27 protein-coding genes and 1 tRNA gene are annotated in these 22655 nt (G+C 64.8%); 7 read left to right on the forward strand and 21 right to left on the reverse strand.

Annotated features, from left to right (window positions below; all coding sequences use genetic code 11):
• Nucleotides 1-4: 4 nt before the first annotated feature.
• The 3 genes from flgB to F466_RS0105195 all read right to left on the reverse strand — a co-directional run bounded on the left by flgB (nucleotide 5) and on the right by F466_RS0105195 (nucleotide 2614).
• Entirely contained in the window at nucleotides 5-415 is a 411-nt protein-coding gene (gene flgB / locus F466_RS0105185; RefSeq protein WP_012982336.1) for a flagellar basal body rod protein FlgB, read from the reverse strand.
• A 180-nt stretch (nucleotides 416-595) separates the two neighbouring features.
• Nucleotides 596-1411 carry a protein-glutamate O-methyltransferase CheR gene (locus F466_RS0105190; RefSeq protein WP_018139147.1) on the reverse strand — a complete coding sequence of 272 codons (816 nt, stop codon included), beginning with the start codon at nucleotides 1409-1411 and terminating at the stop codon, nucleotides 596-598.
• Between the two features lie 273 nt (nucleotides 1412-1684).
• Nucleotides 1685-2614, reverse strand: a complete 930-nt coding sequence (locus F466_RS0105195) for a chemotaxis protein (RefSeq protein ID WP_018139148.1) — start codon at nucleotides 2612-2614, stop codon at nucleotides 1685-1687.
• A gap of 243 nt (nucleotides 2615-2857) precedes the next feature.
• Here F466_RS0105195 and flgA point away from each other — a divergent pair, with 243 nt between their 5' ends.
• The 4 genes from flgA to F466_RS0105215 all read left to right on the forward strand — a co-directional run bounded on the left by flgA (nucleotide 2858) and on the right by F466_RS0105215 (nucleotide 5372).
• Nucleotides 2858-3592: a flagellar basal body P-ring formation chaperone FlgA gene (flgA, locus tag F466_RS0105200; protein WP_018139149.1), complete on the forward strand. Its 735-nt coding sequence runs from the start codon at nucleotides 2858-2860 to the stop codon at nucleotides 3590-3592.
• A 131-nt stretch (nucleotides 3593-3723) separates the two neighbouring features.
• Complete coding sequence (gene flgM / locus F466_RS0105205) at nucleotides 3724-4038, forward strand: flagellar biosynthesis anti-sigma factor FlgM (RefSeq protein WP_018139150.1); 315 nt, start codon at nucleotides 3724-3726, stop codon at nucleotides 4036-4038.
• A gap of 13 nt (nucleotides 4039-4051) precedes the next feature.
• Nucleotides 4052-4537 carry a flagella synthesis protein FlgN gene (locus F466_RS0105210; RefSeq protein ID WP_018139151.1) on the forward strand — a complete coding sequence of 162 codons (486 nt, stop codon included), beginning with the start codon at nucleotides 4052-4054 and terminating at the stop codon, nucleotides 4535-4537.
• A 118-nt stretch (nucleotides 4538-4655) separates the two neighbouring features.
• Nucleotides 4656-5372: a flagellar brake protein gene (locus F466_RS0105215; protein WP_018139152.1), complete on the forward strand. Its 717-nt coding sequence runs from the start codon at nucleotides 4656-4658 to the stop codon at nucleotides 5370-5372.
• A gap of 98 nt (nucleotides 5373-5470) precedes the next feature.
• On the opposite strand, the gene F466_RS0105220 is transcribed toward F466_RS0105215, so the two are convergent.
• The 11 genes from F466_RS0105220 to F466_RS0105270 all read right to left on the reverse strand — a co-directional run bounded on the left by F466_RS0105220 (nucleotide 5471) and on the right by F466_RS0105270 (nucleotide 14890).
• Nucleotides 5471-5547, reverse strand: a tRNA-Pro gene (locus F466_RS0105220).
• 59 nt (nucleotides 5548-5606) lie between these two features.
• A complete protein-coding gene (locus tag F466_RS0105225) occupies nucleotides 5607-5963 on the reverse strand; it encodes a MerR family transcriptional regulator (protein WP_012982329.1) in 357 nt (118 codons plus the stop codon).
• Nucleotides 5947-6246 (reverse strand): integration host factor subunit alpha, encoded by a 300-nt coding sequence (locus F466_RS0105230; protein WP_018139153.1) that lies wholly within the window; start codon nucleotides 6244-6246, stop codon nucleotides 5947-5949. The genes F466_RS0105225 and F466_RS0105230 overlap by 17 nt, the downstream gene beginning before the upstream one ends.
• Nucleotides 6247-6250: 4 nt before the next feature.
• Nucleotides 6251-8611: a phenylalanine--tRNA ligase subunit beta gene (gene pheT / locus F466_RS0105235; protein ID WP_018993600.1), complete on the reverse strand. Its 2361-nt coding sequence runs from the start codon at nucleotides 8609-8611 to the stop codon at nucleotides 6251-6253.
• Nucleotides 8611-9639 (reverse strand): phenylalanine--tRNA ligase subunit alpha, encoded by a 1029-nt coding sequence (pheS, locus tag F466_RS0105240; RefSeq protein WP_038056937.1) that lies wholly within the window; start codon nucleotides 9637-9639, stop codon nucleotides 8611-8613. The genes pheT and pheS overlap by 1 nt, the downstream gene beginning before the upstream one ends.
• A 142-nt stretch (nucleotides 9640-9781) precedes the next feature.
• On the reverse strand, nucleotides 9782-10141 hold the full coding sequence (gene rplT / locus F466_RS0105245) for a 50S ribosomal protein L20 (protein WP_018139156.1): 360 nt from the start codon (nucleotides 10139-10141) through the stop codon (nucleotides 9782-9784).
• Between the two features lie 20 nt (nucleotides 10142-10161).
• Nucleotides 10162-10359: a 50S ribosomal protein L35 gene (gene rpmI / locus F466_RS0105250; protein WP_018139157.1), complete on the reverse strand. Its 198-nt coding sequence runs from the start codon at nucleotides 10357-10359 to the stop codon at nucleotides 10162-10164.
• Nucleotides 10360-10461: 102 nt separating this feature from the next.
• Nucleotides 10462-10995, reverse strand: coding sequence for a translation initiation factor IF-3 (infC, locus tag F466_RS0105255; RefSeq protein ID WP_081601214.1), 534 nt, complete (start codon nucleotides 10993-10995; stop codon nucleotides 10462-10464).
• 7 nt (nucleotides 10996-11002) lie between these two features.
• Complete coding sequence (gene thrS, locus F466_RS0105260) at nucleotides 11003-12919, reverse strand: threonine--tRNA ligase (protein WP_018139158.1); 1917 nt, start codon at nucleotides 12917-12919, stop codon at nucleotides 11003-11005.
• 149 nt (nucleotides 12920-13068) lie between these two features.
• Entirely contained in the window at nucleotides 13069-14061 is a 993-nt protein-coding gene (locus tag F466_RS0105265) for an MBL fold metallo-hydrolase (protein WP_038056849.1), read from the reverse strand.
• 148 nt (nucleotides 14062-14209) lie between these two features.
• A complete protein-coding gene (locus tag F466_RS0105270; RefSeq protein WP_018174466.1) occupies nucleotides 14210-14890 on the reverse strand; it encodes a TVP38/TMEM64 family protein in 681 nt (226 codons plus the stop codon).
• An 88-nt stretch (nucleotides 14891-14978) separates the two neighbouring features.
• Here F466_RS0105270 and F466_RS0105275 point away from each other — a divergent pair, with 88 nt between their 5' ends.
• A complete protein-coding gene (locus F466_RS0105275) occupies nucleotides 14979-16004 on the forward strand; it encodes a serine/threonine protein kinase (protein ID WP_018993603.1) in 1026 nt (341 codons plus the stop codon).
• 305 nt (nucleotides 16005-16309) lie between these two features.
• Here F466_RS0105275 and F466_RS0105280 read toward each other — a convergent pair whose 3' ends face one another.
• The 4 genes from F466_RS0105280 to F466_RS0105295 all read right to left on the reverse strand — a co-directional run bounded on the left by F466_RS0105280 (nucleotide 16310) and on the right by F466_RS0105295 (nucleotide 18955).
• Nucleotides 16310-17071, reverse strand: a complete 762-nt coding sequence (locus tag F466_RS0105280) for a DUF2063 domain-containing protein (protein ID WP_018993604.1) — start codon at nucleotides 17069-17071, stop codon at nucleotides 16310-16312.
• Nucleotides 17064-17948 carry a DUF692 domain-containing protein gene (locus F466_RS0105285; RefSeq protein WP_018993605.1) on the reverse strand — a complete coding sequence of 295 codons (885 nt, stop codon included), beginning with the start codon at nucleotides 17946-17948 and terminating at the stop codon, nucleotides 17064-17066. Before F466_RS0105285 ends, F466_RS0105280 begins: the two co-directional genes overlap by 8 nt.
• Nucleotides 17938-18234, reverse strand: coding sequence for a hypothetical protein (locus F466_RS0105290; RefSeq protein ID WP_018139164.1), 297 nt, complete (start codon nucleotides 18232-18234; stop codon nucleotides 17938-17940). The genes F466_RS0105285 and F466_RS0105290 overlap by 11 nt, the downstream gene beginning before the upstream one ends.
• 106 nt (nucleotides 18235-18340) lie before the next feature.
• Complete coding sequence (locus F466_RS0105295) at nucleotides 18341-18955, reverse strand: DoxX family protein (RefSeq protein ID WP_018993606.1); 615 nt, start codon at nucleotides 18953-18955, stop codon at nucleotides 18341-18343.
• A gap of 176 nt (nucleotides 18956-19131) precedes the next feature.
• Here F466_RS0105295 and F466_RS0105300 point away from each other — a divergent pair, with 176 nt between their 5' ends.
• Complete coding sequence (locus F466_RS0105300) at nucleotides 19132-20067, forward strand: AraC family transcriptional regulator (RefSeq protein WP_018139166.1); 936 nt, start codon at nucleotides 19132-19134, stop codon at nucleotides 20065-20067.
• A 20-nt stretch (nucleotides 20068-20087) separates the two neighbouring features.
• Here the strand turns inward: F466_RS0105300 and F466_RS0105305 are convergent, their stop codons facing one another.
• Both F466_RS0105305 and F466_RS0105310 read right to left on the reverse strand, forming a co-directional pair.
• Entirely contained in the window at nucleotides 20088-20639 is a 552-nt protein-coding gene (locus tag F466_RS0105305) for a carboxymuconolactone decarboxylase family protein (RefSeq protein WP_018139167.1), read from the reverse strand.
• A 21-nt stretch (nucleotides 20640-20660) separates the two neighbouring features.
• Nucleotides 20661-21299: a TetR/AcrR family transcriptional regulator gene (locus F466_RS0105310; protein WP_018139168.1), complete on the reverse strand. Its 639-nt coding sequence runs from the start codon at nucleotides 21297-21299 to the stop codon at nucleotides 20661-20663.
• A 62-nt stretch (nucleotides 21300-21361) separates the two neighbouring features.
• Between F466_RS0105310 and F466_RS0105315 the strand changes: the two genes are divergently transcribed.
• Nucleotides 21362-22081, forward strand: a complete 720-nt coding sequence (locus tag F466_RS0105315) for a hypothetical protein (protein ID WP_018139169.1) — start codon at nucleotides 21362-21364, stop codon at nucleotides 22079-22081.
• A gap of 36 nt (nucleotides 22082-22117) precedes the next feature.
• Here the strand turns inward: F466_RS0105315 and F466_RS0105320 are convergent, their stop codons facing one another.
• Complete coding sequence (locus F466_RS0105320) at nucleotides 22118-22609, reverse strand: hypothetical protein (protein WP_026296417.1); 492 nt, start codon at nucleotides 22607-22609, stop codon at nucleotides 22118-22120.
• Nucleotides 22610-22655 lie beyond the last annotated feature (46 nt).

Raw genomic sequence — 22655 nt, forward strand, 5'->3', positions numbered from 1 at the left:
CGCATTAGCGCTCGCCCCGCAGAGCATCACGGATGCCGGAAACCCGGCGGTTCAGGAACTCGAGGCTGCTCTGGTACTGCAGGGAATTCTCGGCAAAGGCCGCCCGCTCCAGCTGCGGGTCCACCGTGTTGCCATCCAGAGACGGCTGCGACGGCACGCGATAAAGCGTCTCCATCGACCCGTTGGCACCACCCGCCCCGCCGGCGCCGATATGGCCCTGATGTGTGCTCGCCATCGGCATGTTGCCGCCCTCGCCGGCCGCCGCCTGCAGCACCGAGCGAAAGTCGATATCGCGCGCTTTGTAATTCGGCGTATCGGCATTCGCGATATTCGAGGCCAGCAGCTCCATCCGCTTCGCACGGACGTTCACCGCCTCCGGGAGAATGCCCATCGCCTTGTCGAGAGAGAGACTCATCCGTCGTACCCCGTCCGCCACTGGCGAACTTCAGGTTCCTCGGGACGAAACCGCTTCGCCCCGTACGACAGGGACAAAGCAATTGGTGTGCCACTATGGGCCGAAAGAGGTTGGGAGAGCAGCGCCGAGGGTGGCGCCCGGATCGCGGGAGCGACCGTATGGAAAGGCGGAAAGGGCCGATCAGCCCTTCAGGCGAAGGACGGAGCCGTACTCGGTGCGAACGGTTTCGAAGGCCTGGGTGTAAGGACCCGCTGTCTCGGAAGCGCCAAGAAACAGATAGCCACCGGGATTCATCTGGCGGGCAATTCCGTCAAGAACCTGTCGCTTGGTCTCGGCGGAGAAATAGATCAGCACGTTGCGACAGAACACGATGTCGAACTTGCCCAGCGCCGCATAGCTGTCGATCAGGTTGAGCTTCTGGAAACGGCAGCGGCGCTGGATCTCCGGGCGTACGCGATGGCCCTCCGCCACGGTCTCGAAGAAGCGGGCGCGCCTCGCCTCGCTCAGGCCACGGACGATGCTCAGCCCGTCGTACACCGCGCGCCGGGCATCGTCCAGAATCTTCTCCGAGAGATCCGTACCCAGGATCGATACCGGCACCACACGCTTGGGCCGCGATTCCTCCCACTCGGACGCCACCATCGAGATGCTGTAGGCCTCCTGTCCGCTGGAGCAGCCGGACGACCAGACCTTGATCCCTGCGCCTTTCTCCGCCCGTTCCGGGAGCAGTACATGGCGCAGGATCTCGAACGGGAAGCCATCGCGAAACCAGGAGGTTTCGTTCGTGGTCATCGCGTCGATCACACGCGTGCGCAGGCGCGGGTTGGGTGCCTGGCGCATTGCGTGCAGCAGCTCCGGCACACTCTTGTAGCCGAACTCGTCCAGCAGCCGCGACAGTCGGCTCGACACGAGATACTGACGACTGTCGCCCAGCACCAGGCCACAGCACTCGGAAAGAAAACGCGAGAACTCCTCGTAGTCACGCGAGTCGATCACGAAGTCATCCTTGAAAGTCGACGGTACGGGCGGACGGGCACGTTGATGACGAATCCTTGACAGCGTGTCGGAAAACCCGACTGGGGAACACGCGATCCCCCATGCCGGACGGATGCAGTATACGTGCAACCGCGCGGACGCCGACAGCATCCCAACGGGTGATCGATGCGGCGCGCCATGGCCGCTGATGTTCATGCGGCCGGCAATCCGTTACCGCTTCCATGCCGCCAGGGTCGACTCGGTCGACTAACGCAAACGGCGCAGGCACCGGCATCAGTCCTTGCGGGTCTGGTCAAGCACAGCCTCGGCCAGCTCGTCGGGGTTGAACTTGGACAGGAAGGCGTCGGCCCCGGCACGCTTGACCATATCCGTATTGAACTCCCCACTCAGTGACGAGTGCAGCAGAACCCGGAGGCCTTTCAGGCGATCGTTCGCACGAATTCGAGCGGTGAGGGTATAGCCGTCCATGCGCGGCATCTCGATATCCGAAATCACCAGCTCCACCACCTCGTCCACGGTGCCGGCCTCGGCCTGCTCCTCCAGGAAATCCAGCGCCTCGCGACCATCCTTGAAGACCACGTACTCCCAGCCCAGGCCCTTGATCGCACCCTCGATCTGCTTGCGCGCGACCACGGAGTCATCAACGATCACAATCTTGCGCTGTCCATGCTTGGCGCGTTCTTCCTCGGCCTCCGCGCGCACCGCGTCGGATACCGTGGATGGCAACGGGTTGACGATCGACAGTACCCGTTCGACGTCAATGATCTCGACCAGCTTGTTGTCGATCTCGGTGACCGCCACCAGAAACGACTCGCGCCCGGTCCCACGAGGCGGGGACTTCACGTCTTCCCAGTTAACGTTGACGATCCGGTCGACCGCGGACACCCAGAACCCCTGTACCGACCGGTTGAACTCGGTCACCACCACCTTGTGGTCGCCCGTTTCGCCCACGGCGGTACGCAGCCCCATCGCGCGCGCCAGATCGATGATGGGGACGGTTCCGCCACGCAGGGTAGCCACACCACGCACCACACTCAGCGATCCGGGAATCTGCCGCAGCGGCGGCGACGGGATCACCTCGCGCACCTTGAATACGTTGATACCGAAAGTCTGCGAGCTCCCCAAATGAAACAGGAGCAGCTCCATACGGTTCTGCCCCACCAGCTGGGTGCGCTGATTCACATCGTCAATGAATTGACTCATTGTCCTGCTCTCCCCCTCGCCCAGCGGCCAGCCACCTCGACTCGCCGGCCCCAGTGTGCACCCCGCAGACCGACGCTGTCATGCCACAACCCGCCGTCGCATGCCGATTGCACGCGTTCTAGACCCGATAACGGCCGGCCGCTGTGACTCTTGAGGGTACGCTCCTGATTGCCTGGCATGTTTTCTGCTTGCACGTCTCTGCAAACCTCTCGAGTCCTGACAAGCCGACGCGCATCCAGACCAATGAACCAGTCAGCACGCAAACCTTCCATTCGCTCCTGGTGGCTTTCGGCCGCCATGGGCGTCGTTCTGGCCCTGGTCTCCATTGCGGCACAGGCCGAGATCGAGGCAGTGGAAAACATCCGCCTGGCGGCGGAGCGCTTCATCCAGGAGGAGTTGAACCTCACACCAGGCGACGAAGCGGTAGAGATTCAGATCGGCCGGCTGGACAACCGCCTGCGCCTGGCCCGATGCAGCGAGGCACTGGAGACCCGGTTCCCGCCCGGCGGGCGACGCGATGGCAATACGGCGGTACAGGTTCAGTGCGAGACCCCCGTCAGCTGGTCGATCTATGTGCCAGTCACGGTCGAGCGCTACGCCGAGGTGCTGGTCGCCAGCCGCAGCCTGCGACGCCAGCACACGATCCTCCCCGGCGATCTGCGCACCAAGCGAATTCAGACCTCTCGCCATGCGGGGAGCTATTTCGAGAACAAGGGCGAACTGGTGGGGCTGCAGACCCGGCGCAACATCCGGCCCGGTCAGATCCTGGGCCAGCAGCACGTCACCCAGCGCGAGGTGGTCAGCCGCGGCCAGCGCGTCACCATCCTGGCCGAGAACGGCTCGGTGGTGATCCGCATGCAGGGCGAGGCGCTGGAGAATGGCATCCTGGGCGATCGCATCCGCGTGAAGAACACCTCGTCCGGACGCGTCGTGGAAGGCGAGGTGCTCGAGTCCGGACATGTACGCGTTGCCCTGTAGAATGGCGGTGTGTCTCGTCACCATCCACAAACTGTGAAGCGAATCGAAAATTCACAGCTCAAGGGGCTACAGTTTCAGCCGGTGCTGCCGCTAACCCCTGCAGTAGAATTGCAAAAACAGGAAACCGAATAATGGATATCAAAGGCCCGAACTCCCCCGGCCTGCGCCCGGATGGCAACAGCTCGAGCGTGAAGGGCCGCGATGAGACCTCTCGCCCCGACGCAGGCGCCCAGGGCAATGCATCCTCACCCGTACGTCAGGATGACTCTGTCACCCTGACCGGCGCGGCGCAGGCAATGAACGCCGCCTCCGGGGCCGCCAGCAACGCCCCGTTCGACGAGGCGCGAGTCGCCGAGCTGCGCGAGGCCATCTCCAACGGTCAGTACCCGGTAGACAACGAACAGCTAGCCGATCGCATGATCGAGCTGGAAAGCCTGTTGCGCTAACAGAGACCCGACGATGTCGCCCGAACAACGCCACGCCTTCCTCCGCTCGCTGGAGGCCTCGATTCGGCTGAGCCACCAGATGGAGGACATCCTGCTGCAGGAGACCCGGGCGGTGGAATCACGGGCCGCCGAGACCCTGCGCGAAGTCGTGGCCCAGAAGCAGACGCTACTGCAGGAACTCGAAACCGAAAGCCGGCGACAGCGCGAGACGATCGAGGCCGCCGGCGAAACGTATACGCCCGAGGGACTTGCACGGCTGTTCGGTCGGCTCGAGGGAGGCGCCGAGCTGGACGACCACTGGCAGGCGCTACGCCGCTCGGTGGAGCGCTGCAATACCCTCAACCAGGGGAATGCCCGACTGATCGATCGCGACCGTCGTCGCGTGGAGATGTCCATCCAGATCCTGCGCGGCGAGGAACCCGGCCCGGCTCCCACCTACGACCCCTACGGCCGCACCCAGTCCGGCAGCCGTACCGGTCGGCGCATCACCCGCGCATGACCCGCGCGCGCTCTGCGCGACACCTCTCCGCCCTTCTCCGCCTCACACCCGGGGCTGGCATTCCGGACCGCTCGGCAGTACCGTGCGGCTTGGCCCAATAATTACAACAACGCCACGCATGGAAGAGACCGACTACACCGTCGACAAGCCGGAGCGGATTGCCGGCATCCTCAAGGATCTGGATCACAAGCTCACCCTCGTCAACGTCCGCCTCGACGACGATGGCCCGCTGTACAACTCCGCGCTGGTTCGCCTTGATTCCGGTGCACGCGAGCTCTTCCTCGACGAACTCACGCCCATCGAAGCGAATCGCCACGCCCAGGAAGGCACTGGCATGCGGGTATTCGCCAGCCTGCGCGGGGTGGCCGTACGCTTCTCCACCGCCGTCTCGCGCATCGAACGCGAGGACGCCGGGGCCCTTTACGTCTGCCCCTATCCCGAGACCCTGGAATATCTCCAGCGACGCGAGACCTTTCGCGTCCATATCCCGATCAGCGAGCGCCCGCGCGTCGAATTGCAGTACCGCGAATGGGAAGAGCCCGGTATCGGGGACCTGGCCGATCTTTCGGCCCAGGGGATGTGCGTGGAGGTACCACAAGACTGGGTCGAAACAATCGAGATCGGGACCCCGATGCGTTTCGAGAACCTGCTACTGCCCGAAGTTGGCGAACGCCTGGGCGGCGACCTGCGTCTGGCCAATCGCCGTCGCAGCCCGCGCGACGGATACGTGTATGCCGGCTTCCAGGTCACCGGCATGAACCAGTGGCTGGAGCGGCAGTTCAACATCGCCCTGCTGCACTATCAGCGCGAGGCGCGCCGGCGTTCGATGGAGTAACAGACGAGGCCAGTCTCTTCCCTCACTCCAGACACAAAAAAGGCCGCTCGATGCGGCCTCTTTTTTCACCTGAAGAATATCCTTCAAGTCGTTGAACTTGGTCGGGACGGCAGGATTTGAACCTGCGACCCTCTGCACCCCATGCAGATGCGCTACCAGACTGCGCTACGCCCCGAAGCCGCGAATCATATCCGATTCCCTGCCCCCACGAAAGGACCCGGACCAGAAGACCTCTCAGGCGCGCAATACACGCAACACCGATTCCAGCTCCGAGATCGTATCCTGGATGATCTGGCGTGCCTGCTGGCGATCACCCTTGGCCTCGTCGCCAGACAGCTTCTGTCGCGCGCCATTGATCGTATAGCCCTCTTCGTACAGCAGGGCCCGAATCTGGCGGATCAGGATCACGTCCTGGCGCTGGTAGTAGCGCCGATTGCCCCGCCGCTTGACCGGCTCGAGCATCGGGAACTCCTGTTCCCAGTAGCGCAGCACGTGAGGTTTCACCTGACACAGCTCGGCGACCTCGCCAATGGTGAAGTAGCGCTTGCCCGGGATCGCGGGCAGTTCCTGGTGGTTACTCGCTTCCAGCATAGCTTTCGACCCTCTCGCGCAGCTTCTGCCCCGGGCGGAAGGTGACGACGCGCCGCGCCGAGACCGGGATTTCCTCGCCGGTCTTCGGATTGCGCCCGGGCCGCTGGTTCTTGTCGCGAAGGATGAAGTTGCCGAAGCCGGAGAGCTTCACGCCCTCGCCCTCTTCCAGCGACTGGCGCATCTCCTCGAAGAACATCTCGACGAATTCCTTGGCCTCGCGCTTGTTCAGGCCCAGTTCTTCGTTCAGCGTGGCGGCAAGATCCGCCTTCGTCACTGCTGCCATGGAATCACTGCCTCAGGGTTGCCTGGAAGCGAGCGTGCAGATGCTCGACGACCTTGTCGGTGACGCTTGCCACGTCCTGTTCGCCTAGGGTGCGATCAAAAGCCCGCAAAATCAAGCCCAAAGCGAGGCTCTTCTCGTCCGGATTCAAGCCCTTGCCCTGGTAGACATCAAACAGCCGGACATCCTGCACCAGCTCCAGCCCCAGTTCTTCGATCGCGTTCAGCACATCACCGGCCGGAACGGTCGCCTGCACCACCAGGGCAAGATCACGCCGGATCGACGGATATGGCGACAGCGGCGCGAACTGGGCGACCGGTGCGCGCAGGATCGCCCGCGCATCGAGATCGAACAGATACACCGGCTCGACATCGAACTGCCTGCAAAGCGCCGGGTGCAGACGCCCGACCCAACCGATGGGGCGATCACCCGCCATAATCCGCGCGGACTGCCCGTCGTGGAGCGCAGGATGTTTCTCCGAGCGAAAGCCCAGCGGCGCCTCCACGGAGGCACAAAGTGCCTCGACGACACCCTTGGCATCAAAGAAGTCGACGCGGCGCGACGCGGCCTCCCAGTGCTCCGGCTGCGCCCGCCCGCCCAGCAGGCCCGCGAGACGCGGCTCCTGGCGCAGGCCGGAGGCATCCGGCACAAATCGCAGGCCATGCTCGAACAGGCGCAGGTCCGGCTGCTGGCGCGCCTGGTTATAGGCCGCCGTGGCGACCAGACCGGGCCACAGGCCGGGGCGCATTACCGCCAAGTCACTGGAGATCGGGTTGGCCAGGCCCAGCGGCTCCACCGTCGGATAGAAAGACCGCGAGGCCTCGGCATCGATGAAGCTGAAACTGATGACCTCGTGAAACCCCTGACTCGCCAGCTGATCGCGCAGACCACGCAAGGCCGGTGGCCGCTCGGCCGGCGCCACCGGGGACGGCAGGCGCTGCGGCAACCGGTCGTAGCCATGCACCCGCGCCAGCTCTTCGATCAGGTCCTCCTCGCGCTCCATGTCGAAGCGGGCACGCGGGGCCCGGACTTGCCAGCCGTCATCCGAGGAAGCGACCTGGCAACCCAGGGCGCCCAGGATGCGCTCGACCTCTTCATCCGCGAACGTCGTCCCCAGCAGCCGTTCGATGCGGGGCCGGCGCAGTCGAATCGCTTGGGCGAAATGAGACGACGGCAGCTCGCCGACACGCTCCACCGGCCCGCACTGCCCGCCACAGATCTCCAGCAACAGACGCGTAGCACGCTCCATGGCCCGCTCGACCAGGGTCGGATCCACACCACGTTCAAAGCGATGCGAGGCATCGGTGTGCAGGCCATGGGCCCGCGCGCGCCCGGCCAGTGCCAGCGGGGCAAAGTGGGCACACTCGAGCACCACCCGCGTCGTGTCGTCATCCACGGCGCTGTCGGCGCCGCCCATGATCCCCGCCAGCGCCACCGCAGTGGTGGCCGAGGCGATTACCAGGTCCTGCTCGGCGAGCTCGACTTTCTGGTCCCCGCCCAGCAGGGTCAGCGCCTCGCCGGAGCGCGCCCAGCGCACCTCGATGGTGTCACCCAGACGGCCCGCGTCGAACGCATGCAGGGGCTGCCCGAGTTCCAGCATCACGTAGTTCGTGACATCCACGATTGCGCTGAGCGGACGCACCCCGGCCCGCCGCAGGCGCTCGGTCATCCACAAAGGCGTGGACGCACGCGCATCCAGACCGTCGAGCACGCGCGCCGCGTACAGCGGGCAGGCCTCGGTATCCTCGACCTGGATCGCAACACGTGCGTCCAGTTCCGCCCCGGCCGGCTCGGCCACGTTCTCGTTCAGCGGCCGATCGAGCAGCGCCGAGCATTCACGGGCAATCCCCCGCATCCCGAGACAGTCGGCGCGGTTCGGGGTCAGGTCCACCTCCAGGATGTGATCATCCAGGCCCAGTGCCGCGCGCAGATCCGCGCCGATCTTGAGGTCCGCGGGCAGTGCGAGCAGGCCCTCGGCGTCCTCCGCAAGGCCCAGTTCGCGTGCCGAACACAGCATGCCCGCGGAGGCGACGCCGCGCAGCTTGGACTTCTTGATCTTGAAGTTGTCGGGCAGCACTGCGCCGACCACCGCGACCGGTGCCACCATGCCTTCGTGCACATTGGGCGCGCCGCAGACGATGGTCAGCGGTTCGGCCTCGCCCACCTCGACCTGACAGACGCGCAGGCGATCGGCATCCGGATGCGGCTCCACCTTCGCCACCCGCCCCACACGTACACCGCTGAACGCAGGCGCGGCCGCCTCGATCGCGTCCAGCTCCAGCCCCGCCATGGTCAGGCGGTGGCCCAGCTCCTCGGGGGTCTCGTCGATCTGCAGCCAGTCCCGCAGCCACTGAATACTGATGCGCATTAGCCGGTCCGTCCGAATTGGCGAATGAATCGGATGTCGTTGTCGAAGAACAGGCGCAGGTCATTCACGCCGTGGCGCAGCATCGCCATCCGCTCGACCCCGAGGCCGAAGGCAAAGCCGGTGTACTGTTCCGGGTCGATGCCCACATGGCCCAGCACGTTCGGATGCACCATGCCGCAGCCCATCACCTCCAGCCAGCCGGTATGACTGCAAACCCGGCAGCCATCGCCACCGCAGTGCACGCACTGGATATCGACCTCGGCCGAGGGCTCGGTGAACGGGAAATACGACGGACGAAAGCGCGTGGCCAGGTCGTCGCGGTCGAAGAAGCTCTGCAGGAACGCGCTCAAGACCCCACGCAGATCCGCGAAGGTAATGTCCTCGTCCACGCAGAGCCCCTCCACCTGGTGAAACATCGGGCTGTGCGTCAGATCGGAGTCGCAGCGATAGACCCGCCCCGGCGCAATGACGCGCAGCGGCGGCTTCTGCTGTTCCATGGTCCGGATCTGAACCGGAGAGGTATGGGTGCGCAGGACGCGGTGGGCGTCGAAGTAGAACGTGTCGTGCATCGCCCGCGCGGGGTGATGTTCGGGGATGTTCAGCGCCTCGAAGTTGTGGAAGTCGTCCTCGACCTCGGGCCCTTGGGCCACGCGGAACCCCAGCCCGGCGAAGAATGCCTCGATGCGCTCCAGGGTGTGGGTGATCGGGTGCAGCGAGCCCTCGGGCAGGCGGCGCCCTGGCAGGGTCACATCCACCTGCTCGCTGGCCAGCTGCTCGGCCAGGGCGCTGTCCGCCAGGGCCTGCTTGCGGGCCTCGATCAGGCCGGCGACCTCGGTCTTGGCCTCGTTGACCTTCTGGCCGGCGGCCGGACGCTCCTCCGCCGGCAGCTTGCCGAGCTCCTTCAGCTGAGCGGTAATCGAGCCCTTCTTGCCCAGGTACTGCACCCGGACATCATCCAGCGCCTTCAGGTCAGTGGCCGCCTCGATGCGGTCGCGGGCCTCGGCGACGAGCTGTTGCAGTTGCTCCACGTGCATTCCCCGAAAGTGACGGGGCGGCGGTTGCCCGCCGTCCCGGTGTTCCCTGTTCCCGAAACAAAAAAGGGAGGGCGTCGACCCTCCCCTTTCCGGGACCCGCCAGGCAGCGCCCGGCGGGTAATCCTGCAGGACCTCGTCAGGCCGGCAGTGCAGCCTTGGCCTGTTCGGCGATCTTGCCGAAGGCGGTCAGGTCGTGCACGGCCAGATCGGCCAGGCTCTTGCGGTCGATCTCGATCTCGGCCTTCTTCAGACCCGCCATCAGGCGGCTGTAGGAGAGATCGAACTGACGGGCCGCCGCATTGATGCGGACGATCCACAGCGACCGGAACTGGCGCTTTTTCTGGCGACGGTCACGGTAGGCGTACTGGCCGGCCTTGATGACGGCCTGGTTGGCAACGCGGAAAACGTTCTTCCGGGCGCCGTAGTAGCCCTTGGCCTGCTTGAGGACCTTCTTGTGACGGGCGTGAGCGGTTACACCGCGCTTGACTCGTGGCATGTCTTTCTTCCTCGGTCAGATCAACGGTACGGCAGCATTTTGCGCACGGCGGCGACATCCGCCTCGTGCACCATGGCCGGACTGCGCAGTTGACGCTTACGCTTGGTGGATTTCTTGGTCAGGATGTGGCTGCGGTGCGACTGGAACCGCTTGAACTTCCCAGACCCGGTACGGGCGAAGCGCTTGGCCGCACCCCGATTGGTCTTGATCTTTGGCATTGCTCTCTCCGGCATTTTGGGCCGTACCCGATTCGGGCCGGCCGTTTATGGGAGGACCGGCAGGTATGCGGAGACCTGCGCGATCCTTGTTGTCTGACCGGCCTACTTCTTCTTGCCGGTCAGCACCATGATCATCTGGCGTCCTTCCATCTTCGGCCGCTGCTCGACGACCGCGATATCGGACATGTCCTGCTCGATCTTGTCCAGCAGCTCGCCACCCAGCTCCTGGTGGCGCATTTCGCGACCGCGGAAGCGGATGGTCACCTTGCCCTTGTCGCCGCCCTCGATGAAGCGGCGCAGGTTGCGAATCTTGACGTTGTAGTCGCCCTCGTCCGTGCCCGGACGGAACTTCACTTCCTTGATCTGGATCTGTTTCTGCTTCTTCTTGGCTTCCTGCGCCTTCTTCGCCTGCTCGAACTTGAACTTGCCGTAGTCCATGATCCGGGCTACGGGCGGTTCTGCATTCGGTGAGATCTCGACCAGGTCCAGACCGCTCTCCTGGGCCATTTCCAGGGCCTCTGCAGTACTGCAGACGCCGCGATTCTCGCCCTCGGCGTCGATCAGTCGGATTTGCGGGCACGTGATCTGATCGTTCAGGCGGACCGTTTTCGCTGCGCTAATAGCCTTCTCTCCAATTCAAGGTTCAGTGTTGGCGACTGGCGACCTCCTCCCGGAGGCGCTCGCCGAAGGCCTCGACGCTCATTACGCCCAGGTCTTCTCCGCTTCGTGTACGCACCGCGACCTGCCCGTTTTCCATTTCCTTGTCTCCAAGGACCAGCAGGTACGGCACGCGCTTGAGCGTGTGCTCGCGAATCTTAAAGCCGATCTTCTCGTTTCTCAAGTCGGACTCGACCCGGAATCCCTTGTCCCGTAGCGTCTTGGTGACCTCGCGGGCATAGTCGTCCTGGCGTTCGGTGATGGTCAGCACCTCGGCCTGCACCGGGGCCAGCCAGGTCGGGAAGTGCCCGGCGTAGTGCTCGATCAGCACGCCGAAGAAGCGTTCCACCGAGCCCAGCAGCGCGCGGTGGATCATGATCGGGCGCCGACGCTCGTTGTCTTCGGCCACGTATTCCATGTCGAAGCGCTCGGGCAGGTTGAAGTCCAGCTGCACCGTGGAGCACTGCCATTCGCGGCCGATCGCGTCGTGGATCTTGATGTCGATTTTCGGCCCGTAGAAGGCGCCACCGCCCTCGTCCACCGAGTATTCCAGCCCCTTCTTCTCGATCGCCGAGCGCAACGACGCGGTCGCGTGCTCCCAGATCTCGTCGGAGCCGACCGCATCTTCCGGTTTGGTCGAGAGGTTCACATCGAACTTCTCGAACCCGAAGGTCTGCAGGACCTCCAGCGTCAGGTCGATCACCGCCATCACCTCGGCCTCGATCTGGTCCTCGCGGCAGAAGATATGGGCGTCGTCCTGGGTGAAGCCGCGCACACGCATCAGCCCGTGCAGCGCGCCGGACATCTCGCGACGGTAGACCGTGCCCATCTCCGCCCAGCGCAGCGGCAGATCGCGGTAGGAATGCAGCCGGTCCTTGTACATCAGCACGTGGAACGGGCAGTTCATCGGCTTGAGCTGGAAGGCCTGGTGCTCGTCCTCCATCGGCTCGTACATGGACTCGGCGTAGAAGTCCGCATGGCCGGAGGTCTTCCACAGCTCCAGGTTCGCGATGTGCGGCGACACGACGAAGTCGTAACCCGCCTTCTCGTGCATGTCGTACCAGTACTTCTCGATCTCGCGGCGGATGCGCGCGCCCTTCGGGTGCCAGAACACCAGGCCGCCGCCGGCCTCGTCCTGGATCGAGAACAGGTCCAGCTCCTGACCGATCTTGCGGTGATCGCGGCGCTCGGCCTCCTTCAGGCGTTCCAGGTATTCCTTCAGCTGGTCCTTGTTCGCCCAGGCGGTCCCGTAGATACGCTGCAGCATCTCGTTGTCGGAGTCGCCGCGCCAGTAGGCACCGGCCACCTTGGTCAGCTTGAAGGCCTTCAGCTTGCCGGTTGACGGGATATGCGGGCCGCGACAGAGATCGACAAAGTCGCCCTGCTTGTACAGCGAAATGTTCTCGCCCTGCGGGATGGAGGCGATGATTTCGGCCTTGTACTCTTCTCCCATGTCGCGGAAGTACTTCACCGCCTCGTCGCGATCCATCAGCGAGCGCTCCACCGGCAGGTCCTGCTTGGCCAGCTCCTTCATGCGCTTCTCGATCTTCTCCAGATCCTCCGGCGTGAAGCCGCGGTCATAGGCGAAGTCGTAGTAGAAGCCGTTCTCGATGGTCGGGCCGATGGTGACCTGGGCCTCGGGAAAGAGCTGCTTGACCGCCTGCGCCATCAGGTGCGCGGTCGAATGCCGGATGATCTCCACGCCCTCCGGGTCGCGGTCGGTCACGATCGCGAGTTCGGCGTCGGCGTCGATCTCGTGGCGGGCATCGACCAGCTGGCCGTTCACCTTGCCGGCCAGGGTCGCCTTGGCGAGGCCCGGACCGATGTCCTTGGCCACATCCAGCACGGTGACTGGATGATCGAACTCGCGGCGGCTGCCGTCGGGGAGGGTTACTGCGGGCATTGCGAGGCTCCTTCGCCGACCCATACGCGGGGTCGAACGTCGCGTGTCAAAAATTGGACTTGCCGGAAACGACAACGGCGCGAAGCGTATCACACGCCCCGCGCCGCGGCAGGTTTCCCGGCCTGCAGCCGGGATTCCCGGATCGCCCCTTACATGTTCTCTTCGATGAACAGATAGGTCCGGTTCACGTTGGGTCGATGCCAGTCGTCGTAGTGGCGCAGGTGCTTGAACTCTTCGAGATCGGACAGGCGTTCCACCACCTCGTCCAGGGACTCCCAGTCCTCGATACCCGCTTCGACCTCGCGCACCAGCAGTTCCAGGTAGTCACCCGTGTCCTGGCGCGCCTCGGCCATGTCCGTCGCGCGGCCATGACCCGGTACGACGATCTCGGGATCGATGGACTCCAGGTGCCGGAAGGCCTCCAGCTTCTCCACCGGGTTACTCCAGGGATGGATGCCCAACATGCGTTCGGTGTAGACGATGTCGCCGGTGAACACGACATCCTCGCCTGGCAGGTGGACCATGATATCGCCCGGGAAGTGGGCGTCCCCGGCATAGATCAGTTCGAAGTCCACCCCGCCGACCGTCAGGGTGTGTTCGTCCGCGTCAATCGGATTCGGGGCCGGGACTGGCTCGGTCCCTTCCATGGCCTCTTCTCCCACGGTATTCGCCAGGGACTCGATCTGCCCCTCGCCGCGCTCGGTCTGCGTGGATGCAGTGCGCTGCAGCGCGACCAGTTCCGCACCCTGCTCGTGGAAGTAGCCATTGCCCAGCCAGCGGTGATCCTGCGAACCCACCGAGATCACATGCGTGATCGGCTGATCCGTGACCTCGGCGATCGCCCTGGCCATGCGTTCGGCGACCTTGTAGCTCGGCCCCGAATCGATCAGCACGACGCCGTCGTCAGTGACGACGAAGCCCGTGTTATTGGTGAAGCCGAGATTTTCCGGCGTGCGGTTCTCCAGCGAACCGTAGAAGTACCAGACGCGGTCCGTCAGCTGAATCGGCTCCAGTACCTTCTCGATGGGTCGGTCGCGCGGCTCTTCTTTCTCTTCTCCGGCCTGCGCAATCAGGGCCAGGCCCATCAGCACAACGGCCAGCACTGGCCATACGGTCCAGCGCCCTTTCAATTGCCTATCCATCCAAACATCCTCAATAAGCGGGTTTCGCCCCCCGGTTGGAGAGCCTGCGAACGCGTCGCGTGTACCCCGGCCTTCGAACGCCCGTTCGGGCCGTTATTGGTTTTCGGCGATTATATCCGCTTTCGCGCATATTTAGACAGGGTTCACATCAGCGCCGCGGCTGCGAGTCCCCTGTCGAACCATGCAGGGCACGCACGACCCACCGCGCCACCAGCGGAAACAAGCCCACCGCGACCAGAGAGGCAATCAGACCGGGCGAAAAGATCCCCTCGGGCCCGTCCAGACGACTGATCTGCGTACCGGCATTGGCAAAGACGATCGTCGCCGGGAGCATGCCCAGCTGCGACACCCAGTAGTACGTCCACGTCCTGATGCGCATCAGGCCCATGCCTGCATTGATCACAAAGAAGGGGAAGGCCGGCGTCAGGCGCAGCGCGAACAGGTAGTAGGCCCCCTCGCGCTCGAAGCCACGGTTGATGGGTTCCAGCCGGTCTGCGAATCGGCGCTGCAGGGGCTCGCGAGCGATGGTGCGCGCCACCAGAAACGTCAGCGTCGCGCCCAGTGTGGAGGCAAAGGACGACAGCACACTACCCCAGAACACCCCGAAGATGGCCCCGCCCGCCAGCGTCATGATCACGATACCGGGCAACGACAGCGCCGCGACCACCACATAAACGAAGAAGAACACCACCGCCGCCAACAGCGGCCGGGCCGCACGCTGGTCCTCCAGATCCCCCTGGGCTGCCTGCAGGCGCTCGAACTCCAGGAAACGGCCCAAGTCGAGCGCGAAGAACGCGATCAATGCGGCCACCGCAAGGATCGCCACCACCCAGTACGCTCGATTCACCTGCCCTCTCCCGATACGCATTCGTCAAAACGCTGGACCCGGACGCTGCCCGCGTGCGTACATTGGCCGCATGAATACACAGCCCCACCCATACGATGCCCTCAAACCCACCGTGATTCTCGACGCGGTGGAAACCACCGGCCTGCGCTGCGATGGCCGCCTGCTTGCCCTGAACAGCTACGAGAACCGGGTGTATCAGATTGGCATCGAGGATGCGACGCCGGTCATTGCCAAGTTCTACCGGCCCGGCCGCTGGACCGACCGCGCGATCCTCGAGGAGCATGCATTCAGCCAGGAGCTGGCCGCGCGGGAGGTCCCCGTCGTCGCGCCGCTGGTCGCAGACGACGGGGCAACCCTGCACCATCATCAGGGCTTTCGCTTCGCGGTTTATCCGCGCTGCGGCGGGCGTACGCCGGACCTGGAGCAGTCGGACACGCTGCAGCGCATCGGGCGGTTCATTGCGCGAATCCACGAAGTGGGCCTCAGCGCCTCATTCCACGAACGCATCACGCTGGAGCCGGTGGCACTGGGCGAACAGGCGCGGCAGGACGTGCTCGCCTCCGGCTACCTGCCCCCCGAGTTGCAGTCAGTCTATCGCGACCTCAGCGCGGACCTGATCAGCCGCATGCAGCGAAACACCGAGGCGGTGGGCCCCGTCCCGCAGCTGCGGCTGCATGGCGACACCCACCCGGGCAACATCCTGTGGACCGACGACGGTCCCCACTTCGTCGACCTCGACGACGCCTGCAATGGGCCCGCGATGCAGGATCTTTGGATGTTCCTCTCCGGGGAGCCACCGGAGATGGCATCACAGCTGCGCGACCTGCTGGAGGGTTACGAGACGTTCATGCGCTTCGACCGCCGCGAGCTGGGCCTGATCAGCACCCTGCGCACGCTGCGCATCATGCGCCACGCCGCCTGGCTGGCCCGCCGGGCGGATGATCCCGCGTTCGTCGACGGATTCCCGGTGTTCTACACCCCGCGCTACTGGGAGGAACACATCCTGACCCTTCGCGAACAAGCCGCCGCCCTGGACGAGCCCGCACTGGAACTGGACAGCCCGGGGGTCGCGGCCAGGGACTACTGGTCTCTTTAAGGAGACGCTGATTTGATCGCACGTCCGCGTTGGTGCCCACTGTTATCCGAGACAACGCGCGTCGTGTAACGGGCAATGGTTTTACCCGCAAGCGGTGCAACGCAGGATCAGGGAAACTGGGGCGCCAACCCACAAGCCATTCAATGCAGGGGCTCGGCCGCCCGCCGTTATCCAAAACGGGCGCGCACACGGCGCTGCGGCTCCCTTGTGCAGAATGACTGCATGGCAGTCACTGCGCCTTGTTCGCACGCAAAAGGGACGAAGCAGCAAGCGTGTACATTAATCAATGTTTCTCTCAGCAAACACTAATCAAGCGGTCGCGCACCTGCGATCGCCCCCAGGCCCCGATAGTGTTCCAGCAGTTGCCGCCCGCTCTCCAATAACTCGGGACCGGGCTCGAGGCCAAAATCCTCCGCTACCCGGCGAAGCTGCTGGTCACCCGCTGCCGGCTCCTCGCAGACCCGCCACAACAGCCGTGCTCCCAGCGGGTTCAGCTCGGCAAAGCGTACGCGCTCGTCCTCGCCACGATAGGCCAACAGGTAGGTGGGCACATCACCCGGCTGCTGGGGGCAGTGGTCCGGCCCTATCCGATGCACCGGGAACTCGTAAGCCAGCAGTCGCGCGGCGGACGAAAACACCGGGACCCCCGTCAGCAGATCGCCCTGCGGATCCACGTCGCCCGAGGGCTGCGCATCGCTGTAGACGAGCTCCGTTTCGACCCGTTCGTAGTGCGCCAGCTCGGCCAGAAACGGCCAGTCGTCGGGTTGCGGCACACGCTCCTCGGCCAGGTACTGCACGAACTCCCCCGCGAGCTGCGGGAAATAGGGCGTATGACAGCCATGGTCGCGATAGAAATCGCGCACCAGCGCTGCCCATGCCTCCTCCCCGAGGATGCGCCGGATCACCGGGAACCCGCGCCCGAGCAGATTGCGGACGTTATTAATGAACAGGCGCCGGTAGATCGCCAGTCGGCGGTCCTCGATACCCTCCGGAGGCGGGTGGCGCTCCGGGTCGCGCAGGTGCCGGGCGAGGACCTGCTGCAACTCCTGAAAATCGGGTTCAGCCATGGGCCTGCAGGGATGCGCGCTTCCCGGCCGCGGTGACCTGAAGTGCGCGGATGCGGTCCGTTTCCTCCAGCAAGACCTCCAGCGCCGGGAAGTTGAAGTCCCGCTCCAGCAAGGTCGGCACCGGGCCGATCCGTTCGTAGGTCGCCCCCAGCAGATCCCATACGTCCCCGCAGACCGGCTGGCCATGTGTGTCCACGCGCAGATCCGGCGCTTCTTCCTCGTGGCCGGCGATGTGGATGTAGCGCACGCGCTCCAGCGGCAGACCATCGAGGAACTCGACCGGGTCATAGCCGTGGTTGATGCTGTTCACGTAGATGTTGTTCACATCCAGCAACAGCTCGCAGTCGGCTTCGTCCAGCACCGCCCGGAGGAACTCCAGCTCGCTCATCCGGGCCCCGACCGGGGTGTAGTAGGAAACATTCTCCAGTGCCATGCGCCGGCCGATCGTCTCCTGTACCTGGAGCACGCGACGGGCCACATGCCGCACGGCTTCTTCGGTAAACGGGATCGGCATCAGGTCGTAGAGGTGACCCTTTTCGTCCCCGCAGGCCGAGAGGTGTTCGGTGTAGTCCTCGATGTCATGCGTATCGAGGAACCGGCGCAGATCGGCCAGAAAGTCCATGTCCAGGGGTCGTGGCCCGCCGATGTCCAGGGAAAGCCCGTGACAGACGAACGGGTGGGCCTCGGTATATTCGCGGAAAGTACGGCCCAGGCGCCCGCCAAGGTGCATCCAGTTCTCCGGCGCAGCCTCGAAAAACCCGAGCCGCTCCAGCGACTCGGGTGCCGCGGCCAGCGGCTCCAGTAGTGCCCGCCGCAGGCCGAGCCCGGCACCGCGTACGCGGGCCGGGCGTACGGGCTGGATGGCTTCAGCCGCCACAGGTCCCCTCGCCACAGGAACCTTCCGAGTCCTTTTCTTCCCCGTTGGCGCCACAGCTACCCTCGCCACAGGAACCTTCGGAGTCCTTGGGCTCGCTATCGGCGCCACCGCAGGTGCCTTCACCACAGGAACCCTGGGCCAGCATGTGAGGGGCTGAAGATCCCTGCTGATACCCGTGGTTCAGATCCACCGCGGCGAAGGCTGGGCTGGAACCCATGGCCAGGCCGATCGCGGCGGTACCCACCACGCCGGCCAGGGTCTTTTTCGAGAACAGTTCTTGTTTCATGATGCAACTCCTTCGTCGCTTAACGTTAGGGGCAAAATGCCCGCCTTGCCAATGGTTGCTGTTTTGCACAGCTCCATTGGCGATCCCCTGTCCTCCATCCTCCTGGCTATCCCCTGTCCATCATCCTCCTGCGGATGTAGAAATCGATGCTCAGGTAGCGGCCGGCGCCCCAGAAGAAGATCATCAGCAGCATGATGAAGTACGTCGCGGCCATCTCGATTCCGCTGTTCACGATCGCGAAGCTCCCGTACTCGGTCAGCCAGTCCCAGTTGCCGTGCTCCCGCAGGATGGAACGCGCGCGGCTCAACCGTTCCTGGGCCGCTTCCACTCCCGAGCAGTTGAACAGGCACATCATCGGGTCGGAGATGCGCTGCCATCCGTTCTCCAGATGGGCCGTGACCGCCGCGACGATCATCGTGATCATCAGGGGAATGGAGAACCAGCGCGCGGCAATACCCAGCAGCAGGGCGATCGCACCCAGGACCTCGGCATAGGCGGCCAGCAGCACCATCAGGTACGGAAACGGCATCCCCAGCCCCCAGTCCGGGTTGCCAAACCACATCACCACGCTTTCCTTCGGCAGGAAGCCGTCGAGCTTGTTGGTGCCGGCCATCCAGAACACCGGCGCGAGATACAGGCGAATCAGCAGCGGCGCCAGAAAATCCGCTCCGCGCGTCATGTCCAGCCACCGCTGGAATCGGATGCCCGCCCGCAACGCCATAGCGTTCATCGCCTCGTCCTCGATTCTTCCGTTGAACTGACTTAAAGCCTAGCCAGCCCTTCGGACAATCGTGAGAACCGTCGCGCCGGCATTTATGTCCGATCGTCCGGGGCGGAGCCAAGACGCCTGCGATGCCGTACATTGATCAGCGTTTCCTCGACAGGAGCGAACCCCTCATGGACATGAGCCGGATCATGCCGCGCGAGGACACGCTGTCGTCCGTCCTCTCGGCCTACAACCTGCGCGCACGGATCGACACCAACCCCCGTCTGTGCGGCCAGTGGCAGCTCAGCACCACCGGTTCCGGGCATGCGAGCTTTCACCTGATCAGCGAAGGGGGCTGTTACCTGCACATGGAGGACTGCGAGCCACTGTGGCTGGATGCGGGCGACATGCTGCTCCTGCCCCACGACGACTGGCACCTGCTGGCGAGCGAGCCTTCATTCGAGGACCGGGACAATCACCTGAATCTGCTGGACCCGTCCGACCCCGAACCCGGCTCGACACAGCTGTTATGCGGTCACTTCGAATTCGATTCCGGGCGCCGGAATCCGATCCTGGCGGCCCTGCCCGACCGCGTGATCGTGCGCCACGCCGAGAGCGGCGAGCGGCTGGCGCGGCTGGCCGATCTGATGCGCCTGGAACTGTCAGAGCAGTCCGCCGGCTATCGGCCGGTACTCGATCGTCTGGCGGATACCCTGTTCGTAATGACGGTGCGCCACTACGTCTGCCATTACCAGGAGCATCCAGAACAGTGTCTGATCGCGGCCCTCGCGGACGACCGTATCCGCCGTGCCCTCGATGCGCTGCACGCACGGCCCGAGGAGAACTGGACGGTCGAGGGCTTGGCGCAGGAGGCCGCGATGTCGCGAACGAGTTTCGCCGCGCGTTTCAGCGAGCTGGTCGGGCAGGCCCCCATCGACTACCTGACCCAGTGGCGCATGGTCCTGGCCGAACGGCTGCTGCGCGATCCGAGGGCATCGGTGGCCAGCGTGATGGAACAGGTCGGCTATGGCTCGGAGCCGGCCTTTCGCAAGGCCTTCAAGCGCGTCCACGGGTACGGCCCCGGGCGTATCCGGCGCCTGTTCTCGCGCCTGACTCGCGCGCACTGAAACACCGCGGTACCGGGCTTTCAGCGACCCGCAGGCGCCTCCCAGTGCTCGTCCTGCATCACGTCATCCAGTGGCGTGGCGGCCAGGTGGTTGGTGTAGTTCGAGAGGGTCTTCAGCGCGACCGCGAGGATCACATCCAGGATCGCCGCCTCGTCGAACCCCGCCCGGCGAAACGCCTCGAGTTCGGCATCGGGGACCGCGCCGCGATGCTCGAGTACCGCCACCACGAACCGGCGCAGGGCCTCGAGCCGCTGGTCGGGCACAGGTTGGTCCTCCCGCAGCGCGTCGACGACTGCATCGGGCAGACCCGCCATCCGTCCCGTCATGGAGTGCGCGGCCATGCAGTAATGACATTCGTGGAACCGACTGATCGTGAGTAGCGCAACGCTCTGTTCCTCGGGGGACAGGCTGCTCTGGCTCAACCGCTCGGTCAGGTCCAGGTAGGCCGAGGCCGCCGCCGGGCTGCTGGCCATCACGCGAATCAAATTCGGCACCAGCCCCAGCACCTTCCCGGATCGCTCGAAGGCCTCCGGCGCGCTGCCGGGTGTTCTCAGTGGAAATTCCATCGTCATATACCTCCAGGGAACCACGGATCAATGGTTCCCTCGCTCTTCGTCGTCGGCGGGCCTGGCCGGCAGCAGGGTTTCCAGTGCCGGCAACAGATGCAGGACCGTATCCGCGTCCTGCCGCGCCTTGGCCAGCAGCAGCACACCCTCGACCTGCGCCAGCCACTGTTCCGACAGACGGGCACTATCCGACGCCTGCGGGAGTTCACCGCGCTGCGCGGCGGTCTCGATCGCTCGCTGGAAATGGCCGCGCAGAGCCTCCAGGTGCGCGGCCACGGCCTCTCGAACCGCCGAATTCCAGTTCGCCAGCTCCAGCGCCAGGTTCCCGAACGGGCAGCCGGGGAGCTCCCCGACCTCCCCCTGGGCGCGGATCTCGAACTGATACAGGCGATCAACAAACCGCCCGAGGCGGTCGCGCAGAGGCAGGTCGCATTCCAGCGACGGCCGCAGTACCTCGCGTTCGAGCTCGCGATAAAGCGTCTCGAGCATCTCCAGTACCAGGGCGTCCTTGCCGGGAAAAAAGTGATAAAGGCTGCCCTTCTTCACGCCAGCGTGCGCACAGATCTCGGCCACGCCGACGGCGCCGTAGCTGCGGCCAAGGATCAGCGACCGTGCGGCGGCGATCAGGGCGTCGCGTGTCCGGGTTGGGGTGAATGCATCGGCCATACATTGAAGAATAGTTGACCGGTCGGTAAATTGGAAAGCATCGGATATCTAGCGAGGCCACCATGTCCATCCCGGTTATCAACGCGCAGGCGGTCACGATTCCGGTTCGCTACGAGGACAGCTGGCAGGACGGCTTCGGCGCCCGCGGCTGGAAGCTGGACGTCGCCGGGCTGGGCGCCGACGTGATTGCCGCAACTCCCTATTGCGGGGATCGCATTCCGACCTCGGTGTTTGTCCATGACATCGTCGACCATCTCCTGTGCGGTTTCAGTCTGTCCGGTTACGTCGACGAGGCCGCGGCCCTGATCCAGCTCTCCCTGCGAACCCACTCTGACCCCGTCCCGGACTATCAGCAGATGGTCGACGAAGATCTGATCCCGGGGCTTAGCCAGCACGATGACTGGGTCGAGCTCCTGCCGGCCTCGCTCAACGTCTCCCCCGAGAGCGTCGGGGACCCCGGCCTCCTCCTGAACGAGCTTCGCGACAAGCTGGGTGACGGGGCCCTGCGCGCCCTGCTGACCGCCGGGTTCGTCCGCGAAGGCTGGAAACGAGCGGAAGATGCCCGGCACTACTGGGAGGGGCTTGGCCTGCGTTATCCGGACCGCGGCACGACCGCCCTGGCACTACAGGAGCTATTCGAGTGGATGGATGCCACGGTGCGCGAACAACTGTGGATGCACGCGACTGGACAATTCCTGATCCATCGCGAGCACGTGACCTTCCGGTTTTCCCGGCCTGAGGGCGCAGGGCATCGGTCAGTAAATGTCGCTTCCGGTCATTGAAGCCGACCCACAAGACCGCAGATCTGCGCCCAGGCATCACGCCTGCAGGTCAAAGTGCGATCCGAGGTGCTCGTTGGAGTTGGACTGCACCGAGCCGTCGGGCATGAAGGTCTGGCCCATGTCCGCTTCGTCGTCCGGATCGGCGTCCATCTGGGGGGCATCGTCGGCCTGCGGGGCCCCGTTGACCTGGCCGCCGGCCAGCGGCATCGCGGTGGCCTGCGTCGGCGGCGTCGCATTAAGGCCCTGGGGCGCGAATGCCGCCTCGTGTGCCGACGGGGCCTGTGTGGTGGACGCCGGCTGGGCCACATGTGGGGAAGTCGAGACGGCCGCGCCCTGTCCATTGACCTGACCGTTCGCCTGCGCTTGCGTGGCGGCCTGGGCCTGCTGTGCCGGCTGTGCGTGCGCCGCCTGCCCAGCCTGCCCGGCCTGCGCCGGTCGGTGGCCAGCCTGCCCGGCGTTGTTCGGGCTTTGCGCCGAATGGACCGGCCGCGCCAGCGCCGCCTGATTCATTCCGATGCCGTCGATCATGAGGTGCTCCCGGTTTTCGTTGCACCCGGCACCCAAGCAGCGACCA

Origin of the sequence: Thioalkalivibrio sp. ALgr1 (assembly GCF_000378285.1) — a bacterium.
Taxonomy (GTDB): domain Bacteria; phylum Pseudomonadota; class Gammaproteobacteria; order Ectothiorhodospirales; family Ectothiorhodospiraceae; genus Thioalkalivibrio.